The sequence below is a fragment of the Butyrivibrio sp. CB08 genome (assembly GCF_003625485.1).
GTDB lineage: Bacteria > Bacillota > Clostridia > Lachnospirales > Lachnospiraceae > Butyrivibrio.
This window is the reverse complement of record NZ_RAIR01000002.1, coordinates 406134-431653: the sequence shown is the minus strand read 5'-3', so window position 1 is coordinate 431653 and position 25520 is coordinate 406134. Positions and strand designations below refer to the sequence as shown.

22 protein-coding genes are annotated in these 25520 nt (G+C 45.3%); 21 read left to right on the top strand and 1 reads right to left on the bottom strand.

Annotated features, from left to right (window positions below):
• The first annotated feature begins 2 nt into the window (after positions 1-2).
• The 12 genes from D6855_RS05510 to metF all read left to right on the top strand — a co-directional run bounded on the left by D6855_RS05510 (position 3) and on the right by metF (position 16220).
• Positions 3-947 carry a TFIIB-type zinc ribbon-containing protein gene (locus tag D6855_RS05510; RefSeq protein WP_147368123.1) on the top strand — a complete coding sequence of 315 codons (945 nt, stop codon included), beginning with the start codon at positions 3-5 and terminating at the stop codon, positions 945-947.
• A gap of 25 nt (positions 948-972) precedes the next feature.
• Positions 973-1866: a hypothetical protein gene (locus D6855_RS05505; protein ID WP_120738859.1), complete on the top strand. Its 894-nt coding sequence runs from the start codon at positions 973-975 to the stop codon at positions 1864-1866.
• Positions 1866-3086, top strand: coding sequence for an adenylosuccinate synthetase (locus D6855_RS05500; protein WP_120738857.1), 1221 nt, complete (start codon positions 1866-1868; stop codon positions 3084-3086). The genes D6855_RS05505 and D6855_RS05500 overlap by 1 nt, the downstream gene beginning before the upstream one ends.
• A 143-nt stretch (positions 3087-3229) precedes the next feature.
• A complete protein-coding gene (locus tag D6855_RS05495; RefSeq protein WP_120738855.1) occupies positions 3230-3934 on the top strand; it encodes an ABC transporter ATP-binding protein in 705 nt (234 codons plus the stop codon).
• Positions 3935-3968: 34 nt separating this feature from the next.
• A complete protein-coding gene (locus D6855_RS05490; protein ID WP_120738853.1) occupies positions 3969-5537 on the top strand; it encodes an efflux RND transporter periplasmic adaptor subunit in 1569 nt (522 codons plus the stop codon).
• A 1-nt stretch (position 5538) separates the two neighbouring features.
• Positions 5539-6747 carry an ABC transporter permease gene (locus D6855_RS05485; RefSeq protein WP_120738851.1) on the top strand — a complete coding sequence of 403 codons (1209 nt, stop codon included), beginning with the start codon at positions 5539-5541 and terminating at the stop codon, positions 6745-6747.
• Positions 6748-6787: 40 nt separating this feature from the next.
• Positions 6788-10378, top strand: coding sequence for a DUF5717 family protein (locus D6855_RS05480; protein WP_120738849.1), 3591 nt, complete (start codon positions 6788-6790; stop codon positions 10376-10378).
• Positions 10379-10384: 6 nt separating this feature from the next.
• On the top strand, positions 10385-11683 hold the full coding sequence (locus D6855_RS05475; protein WP_120738847.1) for a DUF5716 family protein: 1299 nt from the start codon (positions 10385-10387) through the stop codon (positions 11681-11683).
• A 6-nt stretch (positions 11684-11689) separates the two neighbouring features.
• The gene (locus D6855_RS05470) at positions 11690-12532 is read left to right on the top strand and encodes a hypothetical protein (protein ID WP_120738845.1); all 843 of its coding nucleotides are present in this window, start codon (positions 11690-11692) and stop codon (positions 12530-12532) included.
• Positions 12533-13720, top strand: coding sequence for a hypothetical protein (locus tag D6855_RS05465; protein WP_120738843.1), 1188 nt, complete (start codon positions 12533-12535; stop codon positions 13718-13720).
• A gap of 195 nt (positions 13721-13915) precedes the next feature.
• Positions 13916-15349, top strand: coding sequence for an adenylosuccinate lyase (purB, locus tag D6855_RS05460; RefSeq protein WP_120738841.1), 1434 nt, complete (start codon positions 13916-13918; stop codon positions 15347-15349).
• Between the two features lie 7 nt (positions 15350-15356).
• Positions 15357-16220 (top strand): methylenetetrahydrofolate reductase [NAD(P)H], encoded by an 864-nt coding sequence (gene metF, locus D6855_RS05455; RefSeq protein ID WP_120738839.1) that lies wholly within the window; start codon positions 15357-15359, stop codon positions 16218-16220.
• Between the two features lie 55 nt (positions 16221-16275).
• Here the strand turns inward: metF and D6855_RS05450 are convergent, their stop codons facing one another.
• Positions 16276-17784: a X2-like carbohydrate binding domain-containing protein gene (locus tag D6855_RS05450; protein ID WP_158589476.1), complete on the bottom strand. Its 1509-nt coding sequence runs from the start codon at positions 17782-17784 to the stop codon at positions 16276-16278.
• 134 nt (positions 17785-17918) lie between these two features.
• Between D6855_RS05450 and D6855_RS05445 the strand changes: the two genes are divergently transcribed.
• The 9 genes from D6855_RS05445 (at position 17919) to D6855_RS05405 (ending at position 25299) form a co-directional block, all read left to right on the top strand.
• Entirely contained in the window at positions 17919-18923 is a 1005-nt protein-coding gene (locus D6855_RS05445) for an AAA family ATPase (RefSeq protein ID WP_120738835.1), read from the top strand.
• A complete protein-coding gene (locus tag D6855_RS05440; protein WP_120738834.1) occupies positions 18920-19804 on the top strand; it encodes a DUF58 domain-containing protein in 885 nt (294 codons plus the stop codon). Before D6855_RS05445 ends, D6855_RS05440 begins: the two co-directional genes overlap by 4 nt.
• A complete protein-coding gene (locus D6855_RS05435; RefSeq protein WP_120738832.1) occupies positions 19788-20285 on the top strand; it encodes a hypothetical protein in 498 nt (165 codons plus the stop codon). The genes D6855_RS05440 and D6855_RS05435 overlap by 17 nt, the downstream gene beginning before the upstream one ends.
• Positions 20276-21385 (top strand): vWA domain-containing protein, encoded by a 1110-nt coding sequence (locus tag D6855_RS05430; protein WP_120738830.1) that lies wholly within the window; start codon positions 20276-20278, stop codon positions 21383-21385. The genes D6855_RS05435 and D6855_RS05430 overlap by 10 nt, the downstream gene beginning before the upstream one ends.
• A complete protein-coding gene (locus D6855_RS05425) occupies positions 21382-22347 on the top strand; it encodes a vWA domain-containing protein (RefSeq protein ID WP_120738828.1) in 966 nt (321 codons plus the stop codon). The genes D6855_RS05430 and D6855_RS05425 overlap by 4 nt, the downstream gene beginning before the upstream one ends.
• Before the next feature lie 2 nt (positions 22348-22349).
• Positions 22350-23156, top strand: coding sequence for a tetratricopeptide repeat protein (locus tag D6855_RS05420; RefSeq protein ID WP_120738827.1), 807 nt, complete (start codon positions 22350-22352; stop codon positions 23154-23156).
• A 203-nt stretch (positions 23157-23359) separates the two neighbouring features.
• Positions 23360-23872 (top strand): hypothetical protein, encoded by a 513-nt coding sequence (locus D6855_RS05415; RefSeq protein WP_120738825.1) that lies wholly within the window; start codon positions 23360-23362, stop codon positions 23870-23872.
• 21 nt (positions 23873-23893) lie between these two features.
• Positions 23894-24280, top strand: a complete 387-nt coding sequence (locus D6855_RS05410) for a response regulator (protein ID WP_120738823.1) — start codon at positions 23894-23896, stop codon at positions 24278-24280.
• Positions 24281-24318: 38 nt separating this feature from the next.
• On the top strand, positions 24319-25299 hold the full coding sequence (locus D6855_RS05405) for a GGDEF domain-containing protein (RefSeq protein ID WP_120738822.1): 981 nt from the start codon (positions 24319-24321) through the stop codon (positions 25297-25299).
• The last annotated feature ends 221 nt before the right edge of the window (positions 25300-25520 follow it).

The following is a 25520-nucleotide window of genomic DNA, read 5'->3' as shown; positions in this document are numbered from 1 at the left end:
ACATGATAAGTTACAAATGTCCAAACTGCAGCGCCGAGATGGTGGTGCATTCATCCGGGGACCTGGTATGTCCCTATTGCGGAACAAAAGAGAATTTCTCAGACGCAGAACTGGCTGAGTACAAAAAGTTCAGAATCCATATGCTGGAGTACCTAAAGGCCTGTTCTGATGCAGATCCTGATCCTGACAAGACAGACAGGATGTGGGACAGAGCTGAACAGCTTAAGCTTAAATCCAAAGACGGCGAAGAAGTGGTAGTAAGCTACCTTTATAAGACAAAGAATGGACAGGTTTCATCCTACTTTACAAGGTACAATGTGATCTACCATTTCCCCGCTGATTTTAGAAATCACACTGATATAAATAATACAGCAGAGCTTCACGGAAACCTTACATCCAAGGCTATTGCGGGGCTGGGAAAGCTCAATTTCCCACAGGCTGATCTAAAGCACCTTGAGAAGTGCTTCCCTCAGTATTCTGGAACCATTGTTCTTTCAGATGGCGGAATGCTACTGGTGTTCAATAAGCCAGAGGAGTTCTATCCACTGGAACTCTTTGGAGCTTTGGAAAAAGAGCATGTGGCCTGGATCATCTCCAGGCTTGAGAATATCTGCTGCGTCCTTGAATACAGCGGTATTTGTCACGGGGATATCTGCCCTGATACCATCTGTATAAATCCACGAACTCACGAAGCCATGCTCTTTGGGGCCTGGTGGGCAGTAACAGACAAAAAGACTTCTCTTTTGCCATCGCCTAATACAGACCTTGTGGCAATCAGAAAAACTGCCAGGATGATCCTTGGATATGAAGCCGGGCAGCAGTCTGGAAGCTTTGAGAAATTCCTTAAGGATAAGCCAACCTGCGATGCCTACAAGGATTTCGAGAACTGGGATAAAGTGATAGAAGATGCCTTCGGGGGAAGGCGTTTTACTAAAATGAATTATTAAGTTTTTTTAGGAGGAGTATTAACAAATGGGATACGGAAGTTACACAAGTGCGGACTGGAGCAGGCTGCGTGACTCTGCAGGAATTTCGGAGAAATCTACAGCTTCCCAGATCTTCAGAAAAGTGGAGATGGAGGAGAAGTTCAACCCTCTGTTTGTAAATGCCCGTGAGGCAATGGATTCAGAGGACCATCCAAACTCAACCCCAATTATCATAGGACTGGACGTCACAGGCTCCATGGGATATCTGTCAGAGGAGATTGCCAAGAACTCCCTTCACGAGACCATGATGAAGCTCTACTCAACCAAGCCTGTTGATGATCCACAGCTTCTTTTTGCAGCAGTTGGCGACGTTTCAGACAGGGCGCCACTTCAGGTAACACAGTTTGAGTCAGACATCAGGATCGCTGAGCAGCTCCTTGAGCTGTGGCTTGAGGGAAGAGGTGGAGATTCACCTGAGGACTTTGAGCTTTTATGGTACTTTGCTGCAAGGCATACCAAGATCGATTCCTTTGAAAAGAGAGGCAAGAAAGGATTCCTGTTTACCATCGGTGATGCAGACTGTCATCCAGAGGTAAGAGGAACAGATATAGCAGGAATCTTCGGAGATGATCCGGAGAGATTTTCATCAAAGAAGCTTGCTGAGATTGCAGGAGAGAAGTACGAGATCTTCCACATCAACCTCTCAGACAGCTACAACAAGCCTGTACACTTTAGCGAAGCTATTCCAGGCAGGATCATTACCCTTAGCAAGCAGAATGTTTCATCAATTCCAGAAGTTATCATCACAGTAATGCAGATGGTGAACGGAATGGGTCTTGAGGAGGCTGTTAACCAGTGGAGTGGCATGAAACAGCCTATAGTAAGACGAGCAGTTGAGGACCTTGTGTTTAAGACAAAGAAAAAAGGATTCTTCTTTTAATGGCTCCAAAAATCTACGTAGTTATTGGAAAAAATTTTGGTGACGAGGGAAAGGGGAGAGTTACTCACCTTCTCTCAGGCAGACTGGGAAAGAGCCTTGTGATCCGTCACAACGGCGGCGCTCAGTCTGGTCACACCGTTATAGCTGGCCCCGAGTCGGTAGCCTTTTTAGAACTGCCAGATGCCTGTGACAGTGAAAAGAGATTCATCTTTCACGAAGTGGGATCTGGCAGCTTTAATGGTGCTGACACTTTGTGGATCGACACTTTTTTCCCGGATCTTTTTAAGCTTAGGGAAGAGGTGGACTCTTTTTCAAAAGTATCTGGCCTTACTCCCAGGATCTACGCTCTGCCCACCACAAACGTGACTACGGTTTTAGATGTTCTCTTTAACATGGCTCTTGAGGAGTCAAGGGGAAAAGAGCGTCACGGAAGCTGCGGAATGGGAATCTATGAGACGTTCCTTAGAGTGGAAAGCGGCGTGACATTAACTGTTAAGGATGTTAAGAATCTTCAAGAGAGAGAGCTGTTTAAGAGACTTCTGGATATCCGGGAGAGCTACTATATCCCAAGATTAAGAGAACTTTTTGGGGAAAAGACATCCTCCCAGTATCTTACGGATATGCTAAACGATACTGTGATAGAGAACGCAGCAACGGAGATGAAGAGAAACTCAGAACTTGTGGAGATTGTAGAGGACGACGTTGTCTCTTTTCTTAATAATTATGACAATGTGGTCTTTGAGAGCGGACAGGGACTTCTTCTTGATTCAGAGAACAAGAGGTTTGCGCCCCACGTTACAGGCTCAAGAACGGGTCTTACGAACCCTGCAGCCTTCCTTAACAGATATGGGCTAAGAATCGATGAAGTGGTCTATGTGACAAGGAGCTATGTCACCAGGCACGGAGCTGGAGATCTGCCCCACGAGTGCAGGAGAAGGCACCTTGGAAATGTAAGAAAAGACACCACCAATGTGACCAATCCATGGCAGGGAGCCATACGCTATGCGCCACATCCATCGGTCTACGAGTTCATGGATCCAGTCATTCAGGATCTTAGGATCCTTGATTACAGACCAAGAGTTACCTGTGCAGTGACCCACCTTTCGGAAACTAAAGGCAGAATCGTGTTTCCAGACAGAGCGGCCAATATGACAACGAACGAGCTTCAGATGGTGAAAGAGATCACTATGGTATTTGACTCCTTTTGGGAACTCGCGTGAACAAACTGTGATTTTTCCATGAAGAATTGATAAATTAGTGTAAAATGTACCACTTTCAGTGTAAGATTTGAAAGTGGTACATCTTTAGTTTATGATGGTAATGTTTTAAACTGCTTTAGTATGGAAGTATTTTGAGGAATATTATGAAAAAACTAGTTGAGATAAAGGATGTAAGTAAGATCTACAATCCTGGTGAAAACGAGGTCAGAGCCTTAAACCACGTATCTTTGACCATCGGAGAAGGGGAATTTGTAGCTATTATCGGACAGTCTGGTTCCGGTAAGTCAACTCTTATGAATATGCTCGGATGTCTTGATACGCCCACAAGTGGCAAGTATTTTCTCCACGGACAGGACGTATCCCACATGACAGATGACGAGCAGTCTGAAGTCAGAAACAGAGAGATCGGCTTTATTTTCCAGGGATTTAACTTAATACCATCACTGACAGCTCTAGAGAATGTTGAGCTTCCTCTTATATATAGAGGAGTTGGAAAAAAGGAGAGGGACAGGCTTGCTAACGCCGCACTTAACAGTGTTGGTCTTGAAAAGCGTAAGACCCACAAGCCTAACGAGATGTCAGGTGGACAGCAGCAGAGAGTTGCCATCGCAAGAGCTATAGCACAGGCACCACCTATTCTTCTTGCGGATGAGCCAACAGGTAACCTTGATACTGCTTCTACCAAAGAAATTATCAGGATAATAAAGAGGCTCTACTTTGAAGGTAGAACCGTTATTATAATCACCCATGATCCTGGTATTGCGGCTCAGGCCAAGAGGATCATAACTATTTCCGATGGAAAGATCACAAGCGACATTATGAATCCTGATTACAAGGATGAAATTTAAGGCAGCATTTGTTTAGTATTTTGGAGGATGTGTAATGGAAGAGAACAAGAACGAGATCAAAGAGACCACCGTAGATGCAGTAGAGATCTACGATGAGGATGATAGTGTAGATTTATCAGACTCAGTAAAAAAGAAGAAAAAATTCAAAAAGAGATACATAGTTATCGGAGTAGCAGCTCTTGCTCTTATCGGATTTATCGTATTCAGGGTAAATGCCAGCAAGAACGCAGTTACCTTTGTTGAGACTCAGGAAGTTGCTCTTGGCAGTATTGAGAACATTCTTTCAATCTCCGGAACAGTAGAGAGTGGAGAGACCAAAAACTATTTCTCAGAGCTTGCAGCTCCAATTGACAAGGTCAACGTCAAGGTCGGTGACAAGGTTAAGGCAGGAGATGTTCTTTGCACCTTTGATGCAGAAAACCTTGATCTTCAGCAGCAGAGCGCAGAGCTTGCCATCAAGCAGGCCAAGGGAAGCTACAGCTCCCTTTACAGCCCAACTGGTGCAGCAGACAGAAAATACGCTGAGGGTATGACAGCGCAGCAGATCAACGACAGAATTGATGCCATCACAGCTGAGATCGATGCAATAAACAGAAAGATCACAGAAAAGTCTGATCGTATGAACCAGACCCTTACTGATCTTCAGAAGACTGCAAGGGATATCAACCAGAATGGTATTTCTGACAGCAGTGAGATGTACTTCGACAATGGCAATGATGGATACATCTATCGTAACCAGGATGATACCAAGACAGATGGCAACTACAACGAGCCATCAGAGTCCAACAAGCAGATGTCACTTGCTATTCAGGACTCTATCTCAGATGTTTCCTATGCTATCCAGCATGATCCTGAGATTGAGGCATGGAACAATCAGATAACAGCTCTTAAGGAAGAACAGTCTCACCTTTCAAGTGCCAAGGCAGCTCAGGTCAATCCTGGAACAGCTCAGTCTCAGAAGGCTTCCCTTGAGTCAACAGAGCTGACACAGGGTAATACTCTTTCCAAGATCGAGTCAGCAAGAGAGGGAATCAAGGCTGAATTTAACGGTGTTATCACAGCGATTCCAGCTACAGTAGTTGACGGAGCTACAGTTGCTAACGGAGCACAGCTTCTTACTATTGCCAATCTTGATGATGTACAGATTTCCATCCAGGTATCAAAGAGTGACCTTCCTAAGGTTTCAGTTGGTGAGAAGGTAGACATCACAATAAATGGCAAGTCATATCAGGGAGAAGTTACCAAGATCTCCGGTTCTGCGACCAAGAACTCTAATGGTGTTGCAGTAGTAGACACCAAGATCAAGGTTACCAATCCTGATTCAGATATTATTCTTGGTGTAGAAGCTAACAACAAGATCCATGCTCAGAAGGCAGACGACACCATCGTTCTTCCTTATGAGATCATTCAGACAGATTCAACCGGAGACTACGTCTATGTTCTTGATAACGGCGTAGTAGCAAGAAGAGACGTTACTATTGGTATCTCTACAAGTACAGATGCCCAGATCGTTGAAGGACTTTCAGTAGGCGATCAGGTAATCTCTTCAGATGTATCAATGCTTACAGAGGGTATGGCAGTATCAGTAATGCCTGTTCAGTAATATGGGAAAAATTGGCGAGTATTTAAAAAGCGCAATTAAACAAATATTGGGAAATGGCTACAGAACTGCCATGACCATGCTTGGAATAGTTATCGGTATCGCTGCTGTTATAGCAGTTGTGGCTCTTGGCAACGGTATGAGCGCCTATGTTACCAATTCAATTAACGATCTTGCTGGTAACTACGGTGTAATGTCCATGAACACCAGCAAGACCTCTGAGCGTTTCACCAGAGATGACATGCTCCTTATCGAGGATTCAATTCCAGGTATCAAGGGTGTATCACCGAATCTCTCTGCTTATGGTAAGGTTACTGCCAGAAAGGGAACCTTTGAATGCAGCCTTAATGGCGGATCAGAGGCTTTGCAGTATGCTCTGAGCAACGAAATTGTTAAGGGCTCCTACTTTAACAGGCAGCAGGTTGAGAGTGGAGCAAGGGTTTGCATTATGCTCCTTGATGATGCCAAGAAGCTTTTTGGAACAGAGGATGCTGTAGGCAGAGAAATTGATATTACTGTAGGTGGTAAGACCGCCACATATACGATAATAGGTCTCAGAGATCACATGAATGACATGTATGCCTTCATTATGGAGGGGCAGGAATACTACTGTGAGATCGAACTTCCTTATACTGCTCTTTGTGCAGACTTTGACTTTGATTCAGAGAACTTCTATCAGCTTGTAGTGTTTGATGATCAGTCAACTCTTTCCCAGACAGTTGATACAGCAAAAGAGATCATGACTAACAAGCACGGTCTTCGCGGAACCACAGCTCTTTCGGCCTATAGTATGGCGGATTTTGCACAAGAGCTTGATCAGATTCTTGGATATGCATCCAGTTTCCTTCTGCTTGTATCAGTTATCTCCCTTGTTGTAGGTGGTATCGGTGTTATGAACATCATGCTGGTATCAGTTACAGAGAGGACCAGAGAGATCGGTATCCGTAAGTCAATCGGAGCCAGCACTGGAGCAATACTTACTCAGTTCCTCGCTGAGTCAGCAATCCTCACTCTCCTTGGAGGAATAGTGGGAATTGTCCTTGGAATAGGACTTGCATATATCATCTGCACCGCTATTGGCTTTGATGTTATCATCACTCCTTCCTCAGTTGCAGGAGCTGCGCTGTTTTCCGTACTTATTGGATTGTTTTTTGGCATATATCCGGCAAGAAAAGCCGCTTTAATGAAACCAATCGACGCACTAAGATTATGATGGTATACTATTGTAGATAAATTGTTTTTTGGGGTGTGTCGTGAGAGAGATTATTGATCAGCTTCTTCAGGGAAAATATGTTTATACGCAGAGAAACCTTGATTTTTCGACTGCACGTATAGAACTCAACCTTGGACCTGGGGAGTTGGCCACAGGCTCTTTTACCATCTTTGGCCCAGAAAACGCATTTTTAGAAGGCAAAGTTACTTCCACCGATCTTAGGATGGAAGTTATTACACCAGACGTATCCGGATCCCCCTATGAAGTATCTTACAGATTCAATTCTCTTGGAATGTCCCATGGGGACGTCCTTAAGGGGGAATTCCGCGTCATATCTAATCAGGGAGAGTATGTTCTCCCCTTCGTTGTCACCGTAAGGTCGCAGGTTGTGGCCTCTAGCCTTGGTGATATCAAGAACCTATTTCATTTTGCAAATTTAGCCAAGACAGACTGGGATGAGGCAGTGGCCCTCTTTTATTCGTCTGACTTTATTTCCGTTTTCAAGGGCAATGATGCTCAGTACGAGAGCTTATACAGGGGACTGTCTGAGGATCCTGACAACGAGCAGAATGTTGAGGAGTTTCTCATCTCCATCAACAAGAAACAGCCTGTTGCCTACGTTATGGACCAGGAGTCGCTGCAGATCGACTACACGGGACTTAACGCTGATCATGGCATTATCATAACCAAGAACGGATGGGGTTATACCCACCTCTTTGCAGATGTGGACGGAGACTTCATAACTCTAGATAAGTATGAGATCTCAGAGGACGACTTTACCGGCACCACAGCAAGGATCAAGCTGCGTCTTCGTACCGACCAGCTCCACGAGGGCAACAATTACGGAAGAATCCGTTTCTACAACAATTTTACAGAGGTCATTTTCCCTGTAACAGCCATTGTCCATCTTTCTGACAAGCATCTGACAGGGGATTACCAGGAGATGAAGAGACTCCTTGTGGACCTTGTAAGAGTCTATGAGAATTTCAGCTGCAAAAAAATAACCTCAAGAGCCTGGCTTTCTGAGACTGGCAAGATCATCTCCAAGATGAATGCCATCGATGACAAGAATCTTGAGACAAGACTATACACTGCCCAGTACTACATCACCGCAGGCAGGATCAACGAGGGTAAGTGGATCCTTGATAAGGCGGAAAAAGAGGCACTGGACGCCGATGGAGATACTCTTTATAGCTACTATCTCTACCTTTCTACTCTCTGCAGCAGAGAGGACGCCTACATCAACGACGTGTCAGAAAGGCTTGAGGGAATATTCAGGAGAAACCCTGATAACTGGAGAATTGCATGGCTCCTTCTCTATATAGCTGAGGAGTACACCACAAGCAGCCCCAGAAAGTGGATGATGCTTGAAGAGCAGTTCACCTTTGGTTGCAGGAGTCCGATCCTGTATCTGGAGGCCATGAATCTTTTAAATGATTCACCTTCGATCTTAACAAGGCTTGATAACTACGAGTTGTACGTTCTTGAGTACGGCGCCAAGAAACAGATAATATCCTTAAACCTCATTGATCAGATAGTTTATCTGTCCATGAGAGTCAGAAACTTTGACATGAGACTCTTTAGGATCTTAAAGGCCTGCTACGAGATAAGAGAGAGCGGAGATGTGCTTGAAGCCATTGTTTCTCTTCTTATCAAGGGCGGCAAGACAGATGCCTTTGCCTTCGAGTGGTACAAGAGAGGCGTCGACAGCGAGCTTCGTATCACAAGACTGTATGAGTACTACATGATGTCCATCTACACCGATGAGAATGGGCTTCTTCCCTGCGACATCAGCAAGATGGTCCTTATGTACTTCTCATATCAGAGCGACCTTGAATACGACAAGAACGCTATCCTCTACAGATATGTTCACGAGCACAAGGAAGAGTATCCTGAGCTCTACGATTCATATGTTCCACAGATAGAGAAGTTCCTTATGGCCCAGCTTGATAAGGGCAGAGTCACAAGAGACCTTGGCTATCTGTACAAAAACATGCTCACAAGGCAGATGGTTGACGCAGCCAATGCATCCAAGGTGCTGTCAGCTCTTTACACCTCAGAGATCAGAGTCAGCGACAGCAGGATCGTAGGTGTCTGCGTTGTGTATGACAAGTGCGAGGGCGCAATGCGCTTCCCCGTGGTAGACGGAGTCTGCTACGTTCCGTTATATGGAAGTGACTACACAGTTCTTTTAGCTGATCACGAGGGCAACAGGTATGCAGCCAGCATCCCGTACACCAATACCAAGCTGATGCTCCCTGGCAAACTCTCAGCCTATGCAATCCCTTACATCCAGAAGGGCAAGGAGAACCTGGATCTATTCCTGTGCGACCTTGGCAAAAATGCCTACACCATCGACCTTGATAATGTGGGCAGATACAGAGACCTGGCTGGTTCCGAGCTTGTCAGAAAGAGCTATAGGAACGAGATTTCAGGTAACCTCATCAGATTCTATTACGACAACGATTTTACAAGGCAGCTCACTGAGTACCTTGTGAACATAGACCCGGAGGAGTTTGAAAGTGCCGGAAGAGCCGAGATATTAGAGCTCATGGTAATGTCAGGCCTCTACGAGAAGGCAATGGAGTGGGTAAAGACCTTTGGATGTCACGGAATTGACGCCAAGGTGATCCTTAAGCTCTGCGTCCGTCTCCTCGACAGAGGAGCATTAGAGCCCGAGGCAAAAGAGCTGGAGATTGCCCACTACGCTTTCAGATCAGGCAAGTACGACGAGCAGCTACTTAACTTCCTGATCACCCACTACAACGGAACCTTGAGGGAGATGAGAGAGATCTGGAGGGCTGCTGAGTCCTTTGGTCTTGATACCTATTCTCTTAGTGAGAGGATCCTTGTGCAGGCTCTTTACAGCGGAGCCTTCATCGGTGAGAAGATCGAGATCTTCAAGAAGTACGTTAAGAGCGGTGCCAATGCTGACGTTGAGATGGCATTCCTTTCACAGAGTGCCTACGACAGCTTTGTAAAGGGCACTGTGACAGATAAGTTCATATTTGACAGAATTGAGAAGCTGGCACTTGAGAACATGCCGCTTTCTGAAGTCTGTGCACTGGCTTACCTTCGCTACTATGCTAACGACAGGAAGTCCGAGGAAGAGGTCAACGAGGAGATCGCAGCGAAGTTCCTAAGGAGCCTTCTTTCCAAGGATGTGTACTTCTCTTTCTACATGGAGTACGCAGATGTCCTGCCAGATATGGTGCAGTTCATAGACAAGACCATGCTCGAGTACAGGTCAGGTCCTGACGCCCACTGCAAGGTGCACTACAGACTTGATAATGACGCTGACAATGAGTACAAGGTAGTCGAGATGCGTCAGATGTACGATGGCATATATGTTGCAGATTTCATCCTGTTCTTCGGAGAGCAGATGCAGTACTACATCACTGAGCAAAACGGAGAAGAGGAGATCCTTACTGAGAGCGGAACCATCCAAAAGAGCGACATCGTAGGTGGTACACTTCCAGGAAGATTCAGTCTTATAAATGACATTATGATCGGTGAGACCCTGCAGGACTACGATACAGTGGACTCACTTATCGGGGAGTATTTTAGAAAGAAGTTTATTTGTGACAAGCTGTTTTCTCCTATGGATACAGAAGACAGCAGGGAAGGATGATAGACAATGCTTTTTGGTAACTCTGACTCAAGGCGATTTGTCCTGGGGTATGATCTGGGTGAAAAAGTATCCCAGATCAGCTACCTGGCGTCAGATGCAGACATGCCTGAAACCCTGTCAGTTCTGGCAGGAAGCGAACTTTATAATATTCCTACTGTCCTGTGCAAAAGAAAGGACGTCAATCAGTGGTTTTACGGTAAAGAGGCTGTAAGGCACATTGAAGACGGAGATGGAACTGCTGTAGAGGGGCTTATTGCAGCTGCCAAGGACGGCAAGCCTGTGATGGTTGGAGAAGCTGAGTACGATCCGATAGCTCTTTTGACTCTGTTTGTTAAAAGAAGCTTATCACTTCTCTCCCTTGAGGTTTCCATGGACAACGTGGATGCCATCATGTTTACCACAAGAAGCCTCGATCACAGGATGGTGCAGGTTTTAAATGCTGTGACAGCTGCCCTTGAGCTTAAGACTTCCAACATTTTCTATCAGAGCCATGAGGAGAGCTTTTACAACTACATGCTCTATCAGCCTGATGACCTGACACATCACACGATCCTTGCCTGTGACTACGACCTTGAGGAGCTGTCTGTGTTTAAGATGACCTTAAACACCAACACCAAGCCCGTGGTTGCAACCATAGATGTAGAGCACTTTGACGAGCTGATGCTTCCAACCGGATTCCCAAAGGATGCAGCTCTTTTCCATAAGACCTGTGAGAGACTAGATGATGAGTTTCTGACCATCATGCAGAAGGTCTGCCAGGAGAAGATCATATCAACGGTATTCCTTCTTGGTGACGGCTTCCATGAGAAGTGGACCAAGAGGTCATTAGAGTTCCTTTGCAGGACAAGGCGTGTATTCCAGGGCAACAACCTCTTTAGCAAGGGCGCCAGCATCGCCGCAAGAGAGAGGGTGAGTCCCACAGGCAATGCAGGCAAGTTTGTATTCCTTGGTGAGGACAAGCTTAAGGCCAATCTTGGAATGAAGCTCCTTAAGTGCGGAACAGAGGTTTATCACGCCCTTCTTGATGCCGGAGTTAACTGGTACGAGGCTGAGACCAGCCTTGACATCATCATGGACCAGAGCGGCATTTTGAACATAGAAGTCACACCACTTACCGGCGGAAGGCCCAAGGTTGTTCAGCTCTATCTGGACGGTCTTGTAAAAAGACCTGCTGGCACCACCAGACTTCATCTGGCAATTGCCATGAACAGCGTAAGTGAAGTGAGCGTAAAAGTCACAGACAGGGGATTTGGAGAACTGTTCCCTGCAACTGGCAAAGTCTGGGAGCAGACTATAGAGGTATAAGATCTTATGAGTAAACCGATTTTGTGCATAGGAAGCTATGCTGAAAATCCATACCACATAGAGAAGATAGGCAGGAATGTCTACTGCATCGAGGAGCTGTGTTACTGCATAGTCAAGAACGCTTTTCTTCTTGATGAGGAGAGCTTTGGACCATCACTCTTTGACTGGATCGAAGAGGAGTGCAGCCTTCACAGACTCTCTGATGAGCTTAGGAGCATGTATTCAAAGAGATGTTCCATGGCCGCTCTTGCAGGAACCATCCTTGATTACGTTGGATACAACACCAGGAAGGAAGTGGACAAGACTGAAGAGATCCTTCGTGGTAACGCAGGCATGGATGTCTATCAAAAGAAGCTGGCAAGAGCTAACTTCCTTCTTAAGAACGGCAGATACGCCATGGCCTTCAGAGAGTATGAGTTCCTTCTTGCCAACACTCCTGATATAGACAAAAAGCTAAGGGCTAAGATCGAGCACAACGAGGGCGTGATGTACGCAAGGTTGTTCCTCTTTGAGAAGGCCGCAGAGAGATTCCTTAAGGCCTACGAGGACAGCGGTGACAAGGAGTCCTATTACCAGTATCTTTCAGCCGTGAGGATGAACCTTTCAAACAAGGAATACGTTTCATTTATAGCAGACAGCGACGAGGCCTATGAGGCTTCCATGACCATAGAAGGCAGGATGAAGGAAGCAGAGGAGCTCTACGCTGCCAGTGATGATAACCACACACTTGGAACTCTTTCAGTCTACAAGGCTGAGGGCAAGATGCACGAGTACTACGAACAGGTTGGGGAGCTCACTGATAAGATGAAGTATACTTACAGAGAGCTGGTTAAAGACAGGGTGAAATAAATGGGCTTTTTAGACATCTTTTCAAACAATAGTAGAGACGAGGACTGGGCGGAGCAGACAAGGCTCCAGGACTGGAACGACATTGTCTATACCAGAAAAGACGTGGATATGGACGATCCGGTCCAGAGAAGAGAGTATATAGGCAGCTGCCTTCTTCAGATGCAGGAGGCTGCCAGGGAACTTGACGCCCTTGAGTATGAGTACAATGATGTCACAAGTCACCTTCGTGACATGGAGGAAATCGATGCGCTGCCACCAGAGCAGAGGGCTGAGATCAACGATTGTGCCCAGAAGATCCTTGATTCCCAGGTTACTCAGGAGAAGTTTGGTAAAAGAAAAAGCAAGATGACTGATGCTGAGTTCGAGCACATGGAGAGGCTCCAGCACGACGCCAAGTCAGGAGCAAGTAAGCTTGCTGAGGCAGAGGTCTATCAAAAGAAGATCAGAAACGACCTTAAGCGCCTTGACAGTGAGCACCAGGCTTACGAGTACCAGGAAGAGGAACTTCTTGCAACTATAGAGAATACCAAGAAGCTGATAATTGCCATAGGCGTAGCACTGGTGGTGATCCTGGTATTTCTTTTGATACTGCAGATCGGCCTTAAGCTTAACGTAATATATGGCATCATGGTGACAGTACTTCTCGCAGCTATCGCCATCACCGTTTTGTATGTGCAGAATTCCAATGCAGCAGTTGAGCTTAAAACAGTGACAAAGTCTATCTCAAGGCTTATAATGCTTCAAAACCAGGTTAAGATCAGATACGTCAACAACACGAACCTGATCGATTACCTCTGCATCAAGTACGGCGTCAACACCTCATCAGAGCTGACAGATCTGTACGAGAGATATGAGCAGGAAAAGAAAGAGAGAGCAAGATTCGAGGATGCCAGAAAGCTCCTTGATTCCAATGAAAAAGACCTTATCTACATGCTCCGCCACTACAGGGTCAAGGATCCTGATATCTGGATCCACCAGGTGGAAGCCCTTCTTAATCACAATGAAGAGGTAGAGATAAGGCACAGTCTGAACGTCCAGAGACAGTCCCTTAGAAAACGCATGGAGTACAACAGGGACGTGGTTGCTGGAAATGCCAAGCTGGAGATCGAAGATATGGCAAGGCAGTACCCCAAGTACACTCAGGAAATTCTCGATATGGTTTCAAAATATGAGGACAAGTATGAATGATATGGTGTCAGAAGGTCAGAATGCGTGCATGCTTGCATGCTAAGCCTTCTGACTTTATGACACTAACAAACATGAGGAAGTAGGCCGATAGGCCGGATTCCGAATGGTTGTAGGATTGCGAAAGCTGCTTTTTAGCGTAGCAATCCGTATATCATTCATTTATAATATTATTCAAAAAAAGAGGAGTATGAAAAAATGAGTACAGACCGCTATCTAAGCCCACTATCAGAGCGCTATGCAAGTAAAGAGATGCAGTATATCTTTTCCCCTGATATGAAGTTCAGGACCTGGAGAAGACTCTGGATCGCTCTTGCTGAGATTGAGCAGGACCTTGGTCTTCCTATCACAGATGAGCAGATTGAAGAGCTTAAGGCCCACAAGGATGACATCAACTATGATGTTGCCAAGGCAAGGGAAAAAGAAGTTCGTCACGATGTTATGAGCCACGTTTACGCTTACGGTGTTCAGTGCCCCAAGGCTAAGGGAATCATCCACCTTGGCGCTACAAGCTGCTACGTTGGTGACAACACAGATATCATCGTTATGACAGAGGCTTTGAAGCTTGTTCGCAAGAAGCTCGTTAATGTCATCGCTGCTCTTTCTAAATTTGCTGATGAGTACAAGGATCAGCCAACCCTTGGATTTACTCATTTCCAGCCTGCACAGCCGACAACAGTAGGTAAAAGAGCGTGCCTGTGGCTTCAGGATTTTACCATTGATCTTGAGGATCTGGACTACGTTTTAGATAACATGAAGCTTCTTGGCTCAAAGGGAACAACTGGTACTCAGGCTTCATTCCTTGAGCTCTTTGACGGAGACCTTACCAAGGTTGACAAGCTTGATCCAATGCTTGCTGACAAGCTTGGATTTAAGGGATGCATGGCAGTTTCAGGACAGACCTACAGCCGTAAGATCGACATGAAGGTTGTAAATGTTCTTGCAGGCATCTGTTCATCAGCTACCAAGATGGCTCAGGATATCAGACTTCTTCAGCACCTTAAGGAAGTTGAGGAGCCATTTGAGAAGAGCCAGATCGGTTCATCAGCTATGGCTTACAAGAGAAATCCTATGAGGAGTGAGAGAATCTGCTCCCTTTCAAGATATGTGATCATCGATACACTTAACCCGGCTATTACAGAGGTTTCACAGTGGTTTGAGAGAACTCTCGATGATTCAGCCAACAAGCGCCTTTCAATTCCTGAGGGCTTCCTTGCAACAGACGGTGTTCTGGACCTTTGTCTCAATGTTGTAGACGGACTTGTTGTTTATCCTAAGGTTATTGAAAAGCACATGCTCGCTGAGCTTCCATTTATGGCAACAGAGAATATCATGATGGATGCAGTTAAGGCAGGTGGTGACAGACAGGAGCTTCATGAGAAGATCAGAGAGCTCTCCATGGAAGCAGGTAAGACTGTCAAGGTTGAGGGTAAGGACAACAACCTCCTTGAGCTTATCGCAGAAGACCCTGCATTCCCACTCACACTTGAAGAGCTTAAGGCATCAATGGATCCTAAGAAGTATGTAGGATGCAGCGCTCACCAGGTTGAGAAGTTCTTAAATGAAGTGGTTAAGCCTATCCTTGATGCTAACAAGGAAGACCTTGGCCTTACAGCTGAGATTAACGTATGAGGTAATTATGAAGATAACAGATATATTCAAGGAAAAAGAGGTAACCCTCTCCTTTGAGGTGTTCCCACCAAAGACAGATGCTGGCTATGAAGCAGTAGAGAAGGCAGCAGCCGAGATCGCAGCCCTTAAACCTGACTTTATGAGCGTAACCTACGGAGCAGGCGGCGGAACCAGCAAGAATACAGCGGCCATCTCCTCAGACCTTCAGGATAAGTACGGAGTAACAGTTCTTTCTCACCTTACCTGCGTATCATCTACCAAAGAGACTGTTAAGTCCATGATAGAAGAGTATAAGAGCAGGGGCATTGAGAACATTATGGCTCTTCGCGGAGATATTCCCAAGGAAGGCAGGATTTGCTACGACTACGATCATGCAACCCAGCTCATCTACGATATCAAGTCTATTGATGAGAGCTTTTGCATCGGCGGTGCATGCTACCCCGAGGGACACATCGAGTGTGCAAGACAGTCAGAGGACATCGAGCATTTAAAAGAGAAGGTTGATGCAGGATGTGATTTCCTGACAACCCAGATGTTTTTTGATAACTCTACTCTCTATCAGTTCCTGTACAGGATAAGAGAGAAGGGCATTGAAGTTCCTGTTCTTCCAGGAATCATGCCAATAACAAACGCCAAGCAGGTTTCAAGGAGCGTGGCTCTTTCAGGATCTACAATTCCTCAGAAGATGAAGATCATGGTGGACCGCTTCGCTGATGACCCTGACAAGATGAAGGAAGCCGGTATCATCTACGCCAGCGACCAGATCATCGATCTTATCAGTAATGGAGTGAGTCACATCCACGTTTACTCAATGAACAAGCCTGACATCGCTGCAGGTATCATGAGAAATCTTGCAACTATAATACGATAATAAAACAAGGCTGAAGTCGTTTTGTTCGACTTCAGCCTTTTATTATGCACATTTCTTATTTGACAATAATTGTTACTGTCACAGGTTCTGAACCGGCAAATTCCATTGTCATTGTGTAGGTGCCAGCTTCTAAAGTGTTCAGGTATTCCTTGCTTATGACGATGGTGAACAGACCGTTCTTTTCCTGTTTGATGGTGTAGTCAAGGCCGCCAGCTTCAAGTCTTATACCATTTATGTAGACATTGGTCAGATTTGTTGCAAGCTTGCGGAGTATAAGTGAATATCCGTTATCTGTGCTCTTGTTGTAAACATTATCTGTTGGTGAGTAAACAACAAGATCTTTTTCGATCATCATTGATTTGATATCCACAAGCAGTGCCTGTCTCATTTCCTCTGCGACGTATGGTGTTATGTCGATCTCATCTGTATCTTCAACTGCTGGAGTATCTTCAGGGCCATAGTAGATGTCATCAGGATCGCCTCCACCAGCTTCGTTGTTGTTTAACAGATAATTGATAACGTGTATGTACGTCTTTAGATCTGAACGGTCAATAAAGTCATTTACTACCCAGTAATAAGCCTCACCCAGCTGCTCGTAGGATAAATCGTAATAGGTATAGGAGTTTGGCATCTGTGCTGCAGCCATAGCTCTTTCATCATCGGCCACATTCTGGTATTCAGGATAATAACAGGCTACATCGTTATCAGAATCAGCAAGCCAGATTCCCTGATATTCGCCGTTATCGTCAGTTACAACTTGTGCTATTGTGAGCCAGTGGGCGCCAAGATTTGTGAGTGTTTCCTGTTCGTTGATACCCCACCATTTTAAAAGTGCTCCAGCTGTCTTGTTGCTAAGATCTGCTACCAGGTCAAGGACATTCACATCATTGGTATGTTCTATAATTTGTGATACGTTTTCGAAGGTACCTCTTATCATTCCGCCATCTGGCGCATCATCCTTTAGCTGTGAGACACCGACATAACCCTGGTACTGGTAGGTTCCGTCAAGGAAATAGGCTAAAGCTCCATCGGGTACTCCCGGCTCATCAGTAAAACAATATCTGAAGTAATCAAATACTTCATCAACGCTGGTGAAATACTCACCGGTCATAGGATTGATAGTACCTGAGCCATAGTTACCATCCCAGATCATATTTGCAGCTGTGGCTGCCCAGCAAAGCTGCGAGTCATAATCTTCTGTGCCGTATTTTTCAGCATCAGTATAGCCTTCGTTGACTACCCACATGACGTCGCCGCCAAGGTACTCAGGATTTACCTGAGTCGGAGCTTCGGATGCTGCAGTTTCGACTGTGCTTTCTGCAGCGGTAACAGTTTCAGTATTATTTTCTGCAGCTACAGCAGTTTCGGCACTACTATCTGTGGATTCAGAAGTCTCGGTGGCAGTTTCACTACTACTTTCTGTGGTTTCAACAGTTTCGCTACTACTTTCAGTGGATGTAACCTCTTCGGTTTCACATGCGTAAGCTGTGAATCCTGAGGCGATTATCATATTTACGCTTAAGGCAGTAGCCAATATGCTGCTTAGCAATCTTTTTCTATTCATATAATCCTCCATGCAGTGAAGGTAAATTACTAATTCTATTAATATTTCGACCAAGTAACTAAATTGTTAACCAATTATAGGAATAGACTGTTATAATATACAATTAAAAGACTCTAAAAAAATGGAGAAATATTATGGAAGTAACAAGTGCAAATAATAACATCACCGAAGAGGAGTTTGCCTACTCCCAGGAGGTATTAAAAAAGCTTTCAGACTATTTTGAGAACAAGGTGGTTGGCCAGGCGCAGCTTAAGTTCTCCCTGGTTGGAGCCATAGTGGCCGATGGTCACATCCTTATTGAGTCTGTACCTGGACTTGCCAAGACTACAGCAGCAAAGGCTATTTCCGATGCAGTGGATGGCAAGTTTGCAAGGATCCAGTGCACACCAGACCTTCTTCCTGGAGATATCATCGGAACTCAGATCTACAACCAGGCAACTGGCAAGTTTGAGAACATCCTTGGACCAGTATTTGCCAACTTCGTTCTTCTTGACGAGGTCAACAGATCAAGTGCCAAGACTCAGTCAGCTATGCTGGAAGCCATGCAGGAAAAGCAGGTAACAATTGGCGGTAAGAGCTATCACATGCCAGAGGATATCTTTATTGTTATCGCAACCCAGAACCCTATCGAGCAGGAGGGTACATATCCTCTTTCCGAGGCTCAGACTGACAGATTCCTTATAAAGGAAGTAATCACCTATCCTACAGCAGGTGAGGAGGTTGAGATTCTTTCAAGGATAGAGACGGGAGCAATCTCTAGAGTTGATCCCCCTGTCCTTACTATCAAGGATGTGGACAAGCTTCAGGATATCGCTGAGAGAGTATACGTAGATGACGCCATCAAGTGGTACATCTCAAGCATAGTTGTGGCATCAAGAAGAGCCAATCAGATACAGGGCCTTGAACTTGCCAAGTACATAAGAATAGGAGCAAGCCCAAGAGCTTCCATCGCCTTCCTTAAGATGGCCAAGGCAGCAGCTCTTATGCAGGGCAGAACCTACGTAACACCAGAGGATGTCAAGCAGGTAAGTCATCAGGTTCTTCGCCACAGGATCGGCCTTAACTACCTGGCAGTTGCAGACAATGTGCCTGTTGAGTCAGTAATAGATGCTCTTGTTAATTCAGTGAAGGCACCATGATGAAGATTGATTATGAGTATCTTTCAAAAATAAGAAGAGCAGTAGCTCTTTATACAAAGAGAAAGACATCAAACATCCTTGACGGCGATTTCCACTCTGTTCACAGAGGCCGCAGCATGGAGTTTGATGATCTCAAAGAATACACCTATGGTGATGATGTTCACGATATCGACTGGAAGAGTTCATCGCGCATGGGTTCTATTCTTGTGCGCAGATATATGACAGACAGAAGACACAACGTGATGTTTATCTGCGACAGAGGTCTTAAGATGCAGGGAGATACTGCTGCTGGAGAAGCCAAGGCTGAGCTCATGATGATGACCTTCGGAACTCTTGCATATATAGTTGGCAGAAACGGCGCTGACTTTGCTCTGTCCTACTCAGGAGCAAACCACGCTACTATCAGTATGTTCAAGTCAGGAACTGACCACCTGGAGAGACTTCTTTATGACTTTGAAAAGAGCCTCGACAGCGACACTGAAGTATCGCTTACGGACACAATAAAAGAAGTCCTTAACACGGTACACAAGAGGATGATCATATTTCTTTTGACTGATATCGAGGGACTTAGCCAGCTGGATCCTGGCCTGGTAAGGAGCATAACTGACAACAACGATTTACTTATCCTTAACATAGAGGATGCCTATCTTACGGGAGATCAGGTCTATGACAATGAGAAAAAGAGCTATGAAAGGTTCTTCTTATCTCACTCAAAGGCCCTTCACGACGAGGAAGTAAGACTTAGGAAAGAAATCCTTGAGTCCACGTCTTTGACCTGCAAGCAGCTTAGGGCCTGCATGACAACGATCTCCAAACAGGAAGAAATAATAGAGAGCGTTATAGCGCTCCTTGAAAGGTATAGAAATGGTTACTACGGTTAAACTTCAGGCGCCATTTGAATACAGCTGGATTGTTGCACTTGTTACCCTTCTCATTGGGCTTTTGACCATTGGGCTTATTATCTATGTGGTAAAAAAGATACTTGACCTCAGACAGAAACCTGTGGCTGAAAAGCCAAGATTTCGCAAGATCAAGCTTACACCTGAGAACCTTCAGAAGATGAAGCAGGACTACATCTACAGGGTAGGGGTCCTACTCAACGATTACAACGCAGGCAAGCTTGAAAAGAGAGATGGCTACCAAAAGCTTAGTGCCATCATAAGGAGCTTTGTCCACGAGGTTACAGGCATCAATGTTGAGACCTTCACTGTAAAAGAGGTTAAAGCCATAGGCATCAGAAAGCTTGATATCCTCATGGAAGAGTACTATGTTCCTGAGTTTGCTGAGGACGAGAAGGCTGAAAACAAAGATTTTGCCGCTTCCTGCAGAGTGGCTATGGGAGTGATAAAGTCATGGAGCTGATGTATAAACAGGTTGTGATAGCGGGAATCTCAGTTCTTGCAGCAGCCCTTTTGATAATCTATCTGATCCATAGAAAGAGGACCGCCAGCTACGGGGGTGGTATCAAGGCGGCCAACACTTCAAGGATCAGGAATTCCAAGCTGTACAGGTCTCTGAACATAAGATACAGAGTGCTGTCAGTTATCATGCTTGTTGGTATGGTATGTGGTATTGTGGCTTCTCTTTTCCTGGCTGCAAGGCCCTACAGAACAGATGATGTTGTAAGTGGCGTCAAGAAAAGAGATATCATCCTGTGCCTGGATGTTTCCTATTCCCTCTACGACCTCAACGCCGAGATCGTTGATTACTACAAGGGAGTTGTGGCAGGTCTTGATGGAGACAGGTTCGGAATCAATATCTTCAACACCTCTTCCGTAACCTACGTGCCACTTACTGATGACTACGACTACATCATCGAGAGGCTTGATGAGCTTAACGGCTACTTTGCCATGCAGAAGGAGTACTTCGAGGATTACTACACTGCCTACGATGACCTGCGCATGATGCCAGATGATAAGTATGCAAGATATCAGGAGCTTCAGGATAAACTGGACTACTTTGAAGCCGGAACCCTGTATGAGAACTGGTACAGGGGATCTTCCCTTATAGGAGAAGGGCTTGGAACGGCCCTTTACTCTTTTCCCTATCTTGGAAATTCCGAGAGGACGAGAGTTATCATAATGAGCACCGACAATGAGAATAATGCCTTTGTAAGAGAAGTGCTGAACCTTAAAGAAGCAGCAAGTTACTGCAAGAAGAACAAAGTAACAGTATTTGGTATCTTCCCATCAGAGGAAAAGTTCTATCTTCCAGAGGAATATGACTATTCCTCATGCCTGTCCGGTTTCAGGGAGGCAGTTGAGTCCACCGGGGGCAAGTTCTATATAAGAACCAGGTCCCAGACCGTTGAAGAGATCGTCAAAGATATTCAGAAGCAGGAGGCCATGCTGGTCAAGGTTGTTATGACCAGGCAGACCATCGACCTTCCGGAGATTCCATATATCATTATGCTGGCAAGCCTCGCAGTTGCTTGTCTGGCAGGATTGGTACTACAGAAATGAGCCTTAAACCTATACTTCCAATTGGAGTGCTGCTCCTGGTGATCGCCTGCCTTTTTGGCATCACAGCGTACTTCATTATCAGGAATAAATTTAATACCGCAGAAAAGATCGCAGCCCTGACCAGGATGACAGTGATCTATGTTCTTATGCTTGTCATCGGACTTCGCCCTGTTATGCTGGAGACCCAGTACGAGTTTGCCACCAAGAACCTGGACGTTCTATTTATCGTGGACAACACCATCAGTATGTGGGCCCAGGACTACAATGGCCACAGGGAGAGGATGAGCGGCGTCAAAGCAGACGTAAACCTTATCATCAATGAGCTTGCTGGCAGTAACTTTGGCCTTGTGACCTTCGATGATACAGCCCATGTGCTGTCACCCTTTACTCAGGACATGCAGTACATCAAGGATCTGTTTGATACCTTTGAGTCCCCGGACAGCTACTATGCCAAGGGAAGTGACCTTTCCATAGCTTATCAGGACATTGATGCCCTTCTTCGCTCCTCAGCAAGGAAGGAGAACCGCAAGACTATCGTGTTCTTTATCAGTGACGGTGAGATCACCAATGGAAAAGAGCTGGTGGACTACTCAGAGCTTGCCCAGTATATCGACGCTGGTGCTGTGCTGGGCTATGGAAGCCCGGAGGGCGGCAAGATGAAAGAGGGCTTTGGCTACGGCTATATCTATGATTATTCAACCCACAAGGATGCTGTATCAAAGATAGATGAGGACAACCTCAACAAGATCGCCGAGGACCTTGGGATCTCATACCTTAACATGAACAGCGGCAATTCTGCTCTTGATGGCGCAGTTGAGCTTATCAAGGAGAGCAGCAAGACCATCATTGAGTCAGGTTCCGGAGCAGAGGTAGAAAGAGATATCTACTACTTCTTTGCGTATCCGCTGATCCTTATGGTGATCTCTGAGATCGTGATATTTGTAAGAAGAGGGAGGCTGTAATTATGAAAAAGATTCCTCTCAGAGTTATATTTGTTTCAATAATCGCACTGGCGCTTTTGGTGGTAACAGTGTTTATGGCGCGTCGCCTTATTGTGAACCACAGCTTTGTCAGCGCCTTTGATAAAGGGGATTATCAGGTAGAGGCAGAGAAATCTCTTTTGACCATGAATTTCCCGGAGAGCTATGTGCCATACTACAACCTTGGAAACGCAGCTTATAAGCTTGCTGACTACAACTCTGCAATCTCTTACTATACCAAGGCTTTGGAGATGCATCCATCTGAGAGTAAGGACTGCGACATCAGGGTGAACCTGGCGCTGTCACTTTGCGATACAATAGACTTCTATCATCTGGATTCACAGGACAAGATAGATACAGCTCTTTTCATCCTGTACAAGGCAAGGGATGTGCTGATAGAAAATGGTTGTGCGGCTGAGGCAGAGGGCGAGCAGGGCCATGACCCGGAGGCTCAGCAGCTCAAGGAAGACATCGATAAGATGATCGAGAAGCTCAAGAATCCTGACCAGAACAGCTCCGGCAACCAGCAAAACAACAACGATCAGTCCCAGGACAGCGACGGTGGCAGCAGCGGAAGCTCAGGACCATCAGACAGGGAAAAGAAGATCCAGGGCGAGCTTGAGGGCAAAAAGAAAGACGCCATGGAAGACCGTAAAGACCAGCAGGGAAGCCTTGAGAAGTACTCCGACTTCATCGGAGGAGACCAGGAAGGCGGTCCGGGTGGAGACCTTGACGGCGGCGACGGAGACGGCGAAGGCGGCGGATCCGGCAAACAGGTAAACCCATGGTGATGGGGGATACTAAACTATTGGTTTATTTTCATATCTTCTGGAAAATGTATACTTAGGTCATAAGACAAAAACAAAAGAATTATTTGAAACTAATAACAGGTTGAACAAAGTGAGTGCACTTATTGCTATTACTATGTCCAACCTTTTTTCTGTCTTATGAACCATGGTTCCTTGAAAAATACATATTGCCAGGAGGTAGATACATGAAGAAGATAGTAAAAACCTACACAGAAATAAAGCTCGACAACGGCAAAGGTCTTGATAAGTACTACGTCGATCCCAAGACCAAAACCTATCAGTATGAACATGCACTGCTTACTGCGGTTTCGGATCTCTTTAAGGAAACCGAGACCTCATCACTTCTTCCGGACAGGTTAAGGCTCTATTTTAATGAGCTTCCCATAAGAAAGGAAGTTCAGGCACAGGTTAAAGCGCAGAAGGAAGCAATGGGCCAGAACGTTGAGGAGAATACTCCCTGTACCAGGAGAACCCGTGACAGCGTCATGGAAGAGATGAAGGTACTAGTTGCAAGGGATGTGGAAGGAAAAGTCACGTTCCCAATGATGCACCAGTGCAGGGCACAGATAAGAGTCCTCCCAGGGAAAGATGGCACCCATGCCTTTCTTTTCACAGATGGGGTGTATGGCTTTAGTGTAAGCCTTGACTTTGGGGAAAAGAAAAAGGCCAGTAAACCCAAGAAAATAGTTGTTATATAATTACAAAAGGAGGTATTTCATATGCGAGTACTCAATATCGAAGATACACCAACCAAACACAGGGCTATCAGAGATGTCCTTGAGAGTTGCAGAGTGACAGATATCGATCACGAGATGTATCTGGATGATGGGGTAGCCAGATACAAAGAAGCTCTGGCAGCAGGAAATCCCTATGACCTTCTTATCACGGATATGTGGTACCCGCCTGAGAAAGGGATGAAGGAAGCTGAATGCGGCGACATATTGGTCAAGTTGGCTGACAAAGAGCACTGGGATGTACCAATACTGGTCTGCTCCAATCAGCACTACAATTACCAAAACATCCTGGGAACACTGTACTTCTCGGAGAATGTTGACTGGGAGGGACAGCTTAGGAAATACGTTGAGGAAATAAAGAAGAAAAAATGATAAAATAAAGTACATCAAAGTATTATTTTGGAGGCGTTATGGATCGTTATCTTACGGAACAGAGAAAAGCTTCGATAGGTAATGCAATAAAGAGTCTGTACCAGCTGATAGTGTTAGTTGAGGATGAGACTTATATCTGTCACGTTGCAGATTGCAATAAGGAACTGGATAATCTAAAGATTTCCAGCGTTAATGATTATTACAGTCTGTACAAGACTCTTCAGAAAGCAACCTACTTTGAAGATAGAGATAGTCTGGCGCTTCTTAGCAATATCGATGCCCTTCACGATGCTCTGATGAAGCAGGTCTATATCTCCTGCGAATGCCGCATCAGGCATACTGATCTAAAGTATTACTGGTCCAGGATAACCATATGCAATTCAAGCATTGAAGATAGCCCCATTGGACATGAGTATCTGATCCTCATAGAAGACATCCACACTCAGAAGGACGCTCTTTTAGCAGAGTACAACGAGATGGCGGGAACCATCGCTTCCCTCAAGGAAGAATACAACAAGCTCTTTATTGAGAATATGACAGATGCACAGACTGGTTGTTATAACAGGAAGGGACTTAAGTATTTTGAAGCAATAGCACTTAAGGATTCTGTCGAGAATAACAAAAACATATTTGTATGTGTTCTTGATCTTAACGGTCTTAAATATCTGAATGATACCTACGGACACGGAGCTGGTGATACAGCTATCGCTACGGTATCAGGAGCACTTAAAAAAGCAGCTCCCAATGGGTCAAGTATAATAAGAACTGGTGGAGATGAGTTCCTTGTTTTCTGCCCGCTTGATAAAGACAGTACTCAGCCGGATTCTTTTGGGAAAATATTGGAGGAAGAACTTACCACCTACAACAAAACTCACGACAATCCTTTCCAGGTGGCCGCCAGCTACGGATTCGTGTTCCTTCCGCCAAAAGAAGGAATGGAGAGTCTTGATGAATATATAGAAGTAGCTGATGAGAAAATGTACAAGATGAAAGAAGAAACAGACCCTCATAAGAGGTGAGTTCTACGGAAAGTAAAAAGACATTATAGAGCAGAGATAACGCTCTATAATGTCTATTTTTTTGGAAAAACAGATTACCGCCATTATCCTGATACTAAATCACAGATTTATTACGGGATTTTTCAATTTGGATTAAGCTATAGACATAAGTGCTACTAAGCACAAACTGCACCTTGACAATTGAATACTGAGTTTTCTGGATGATCAGAGCTTTTGTCCGC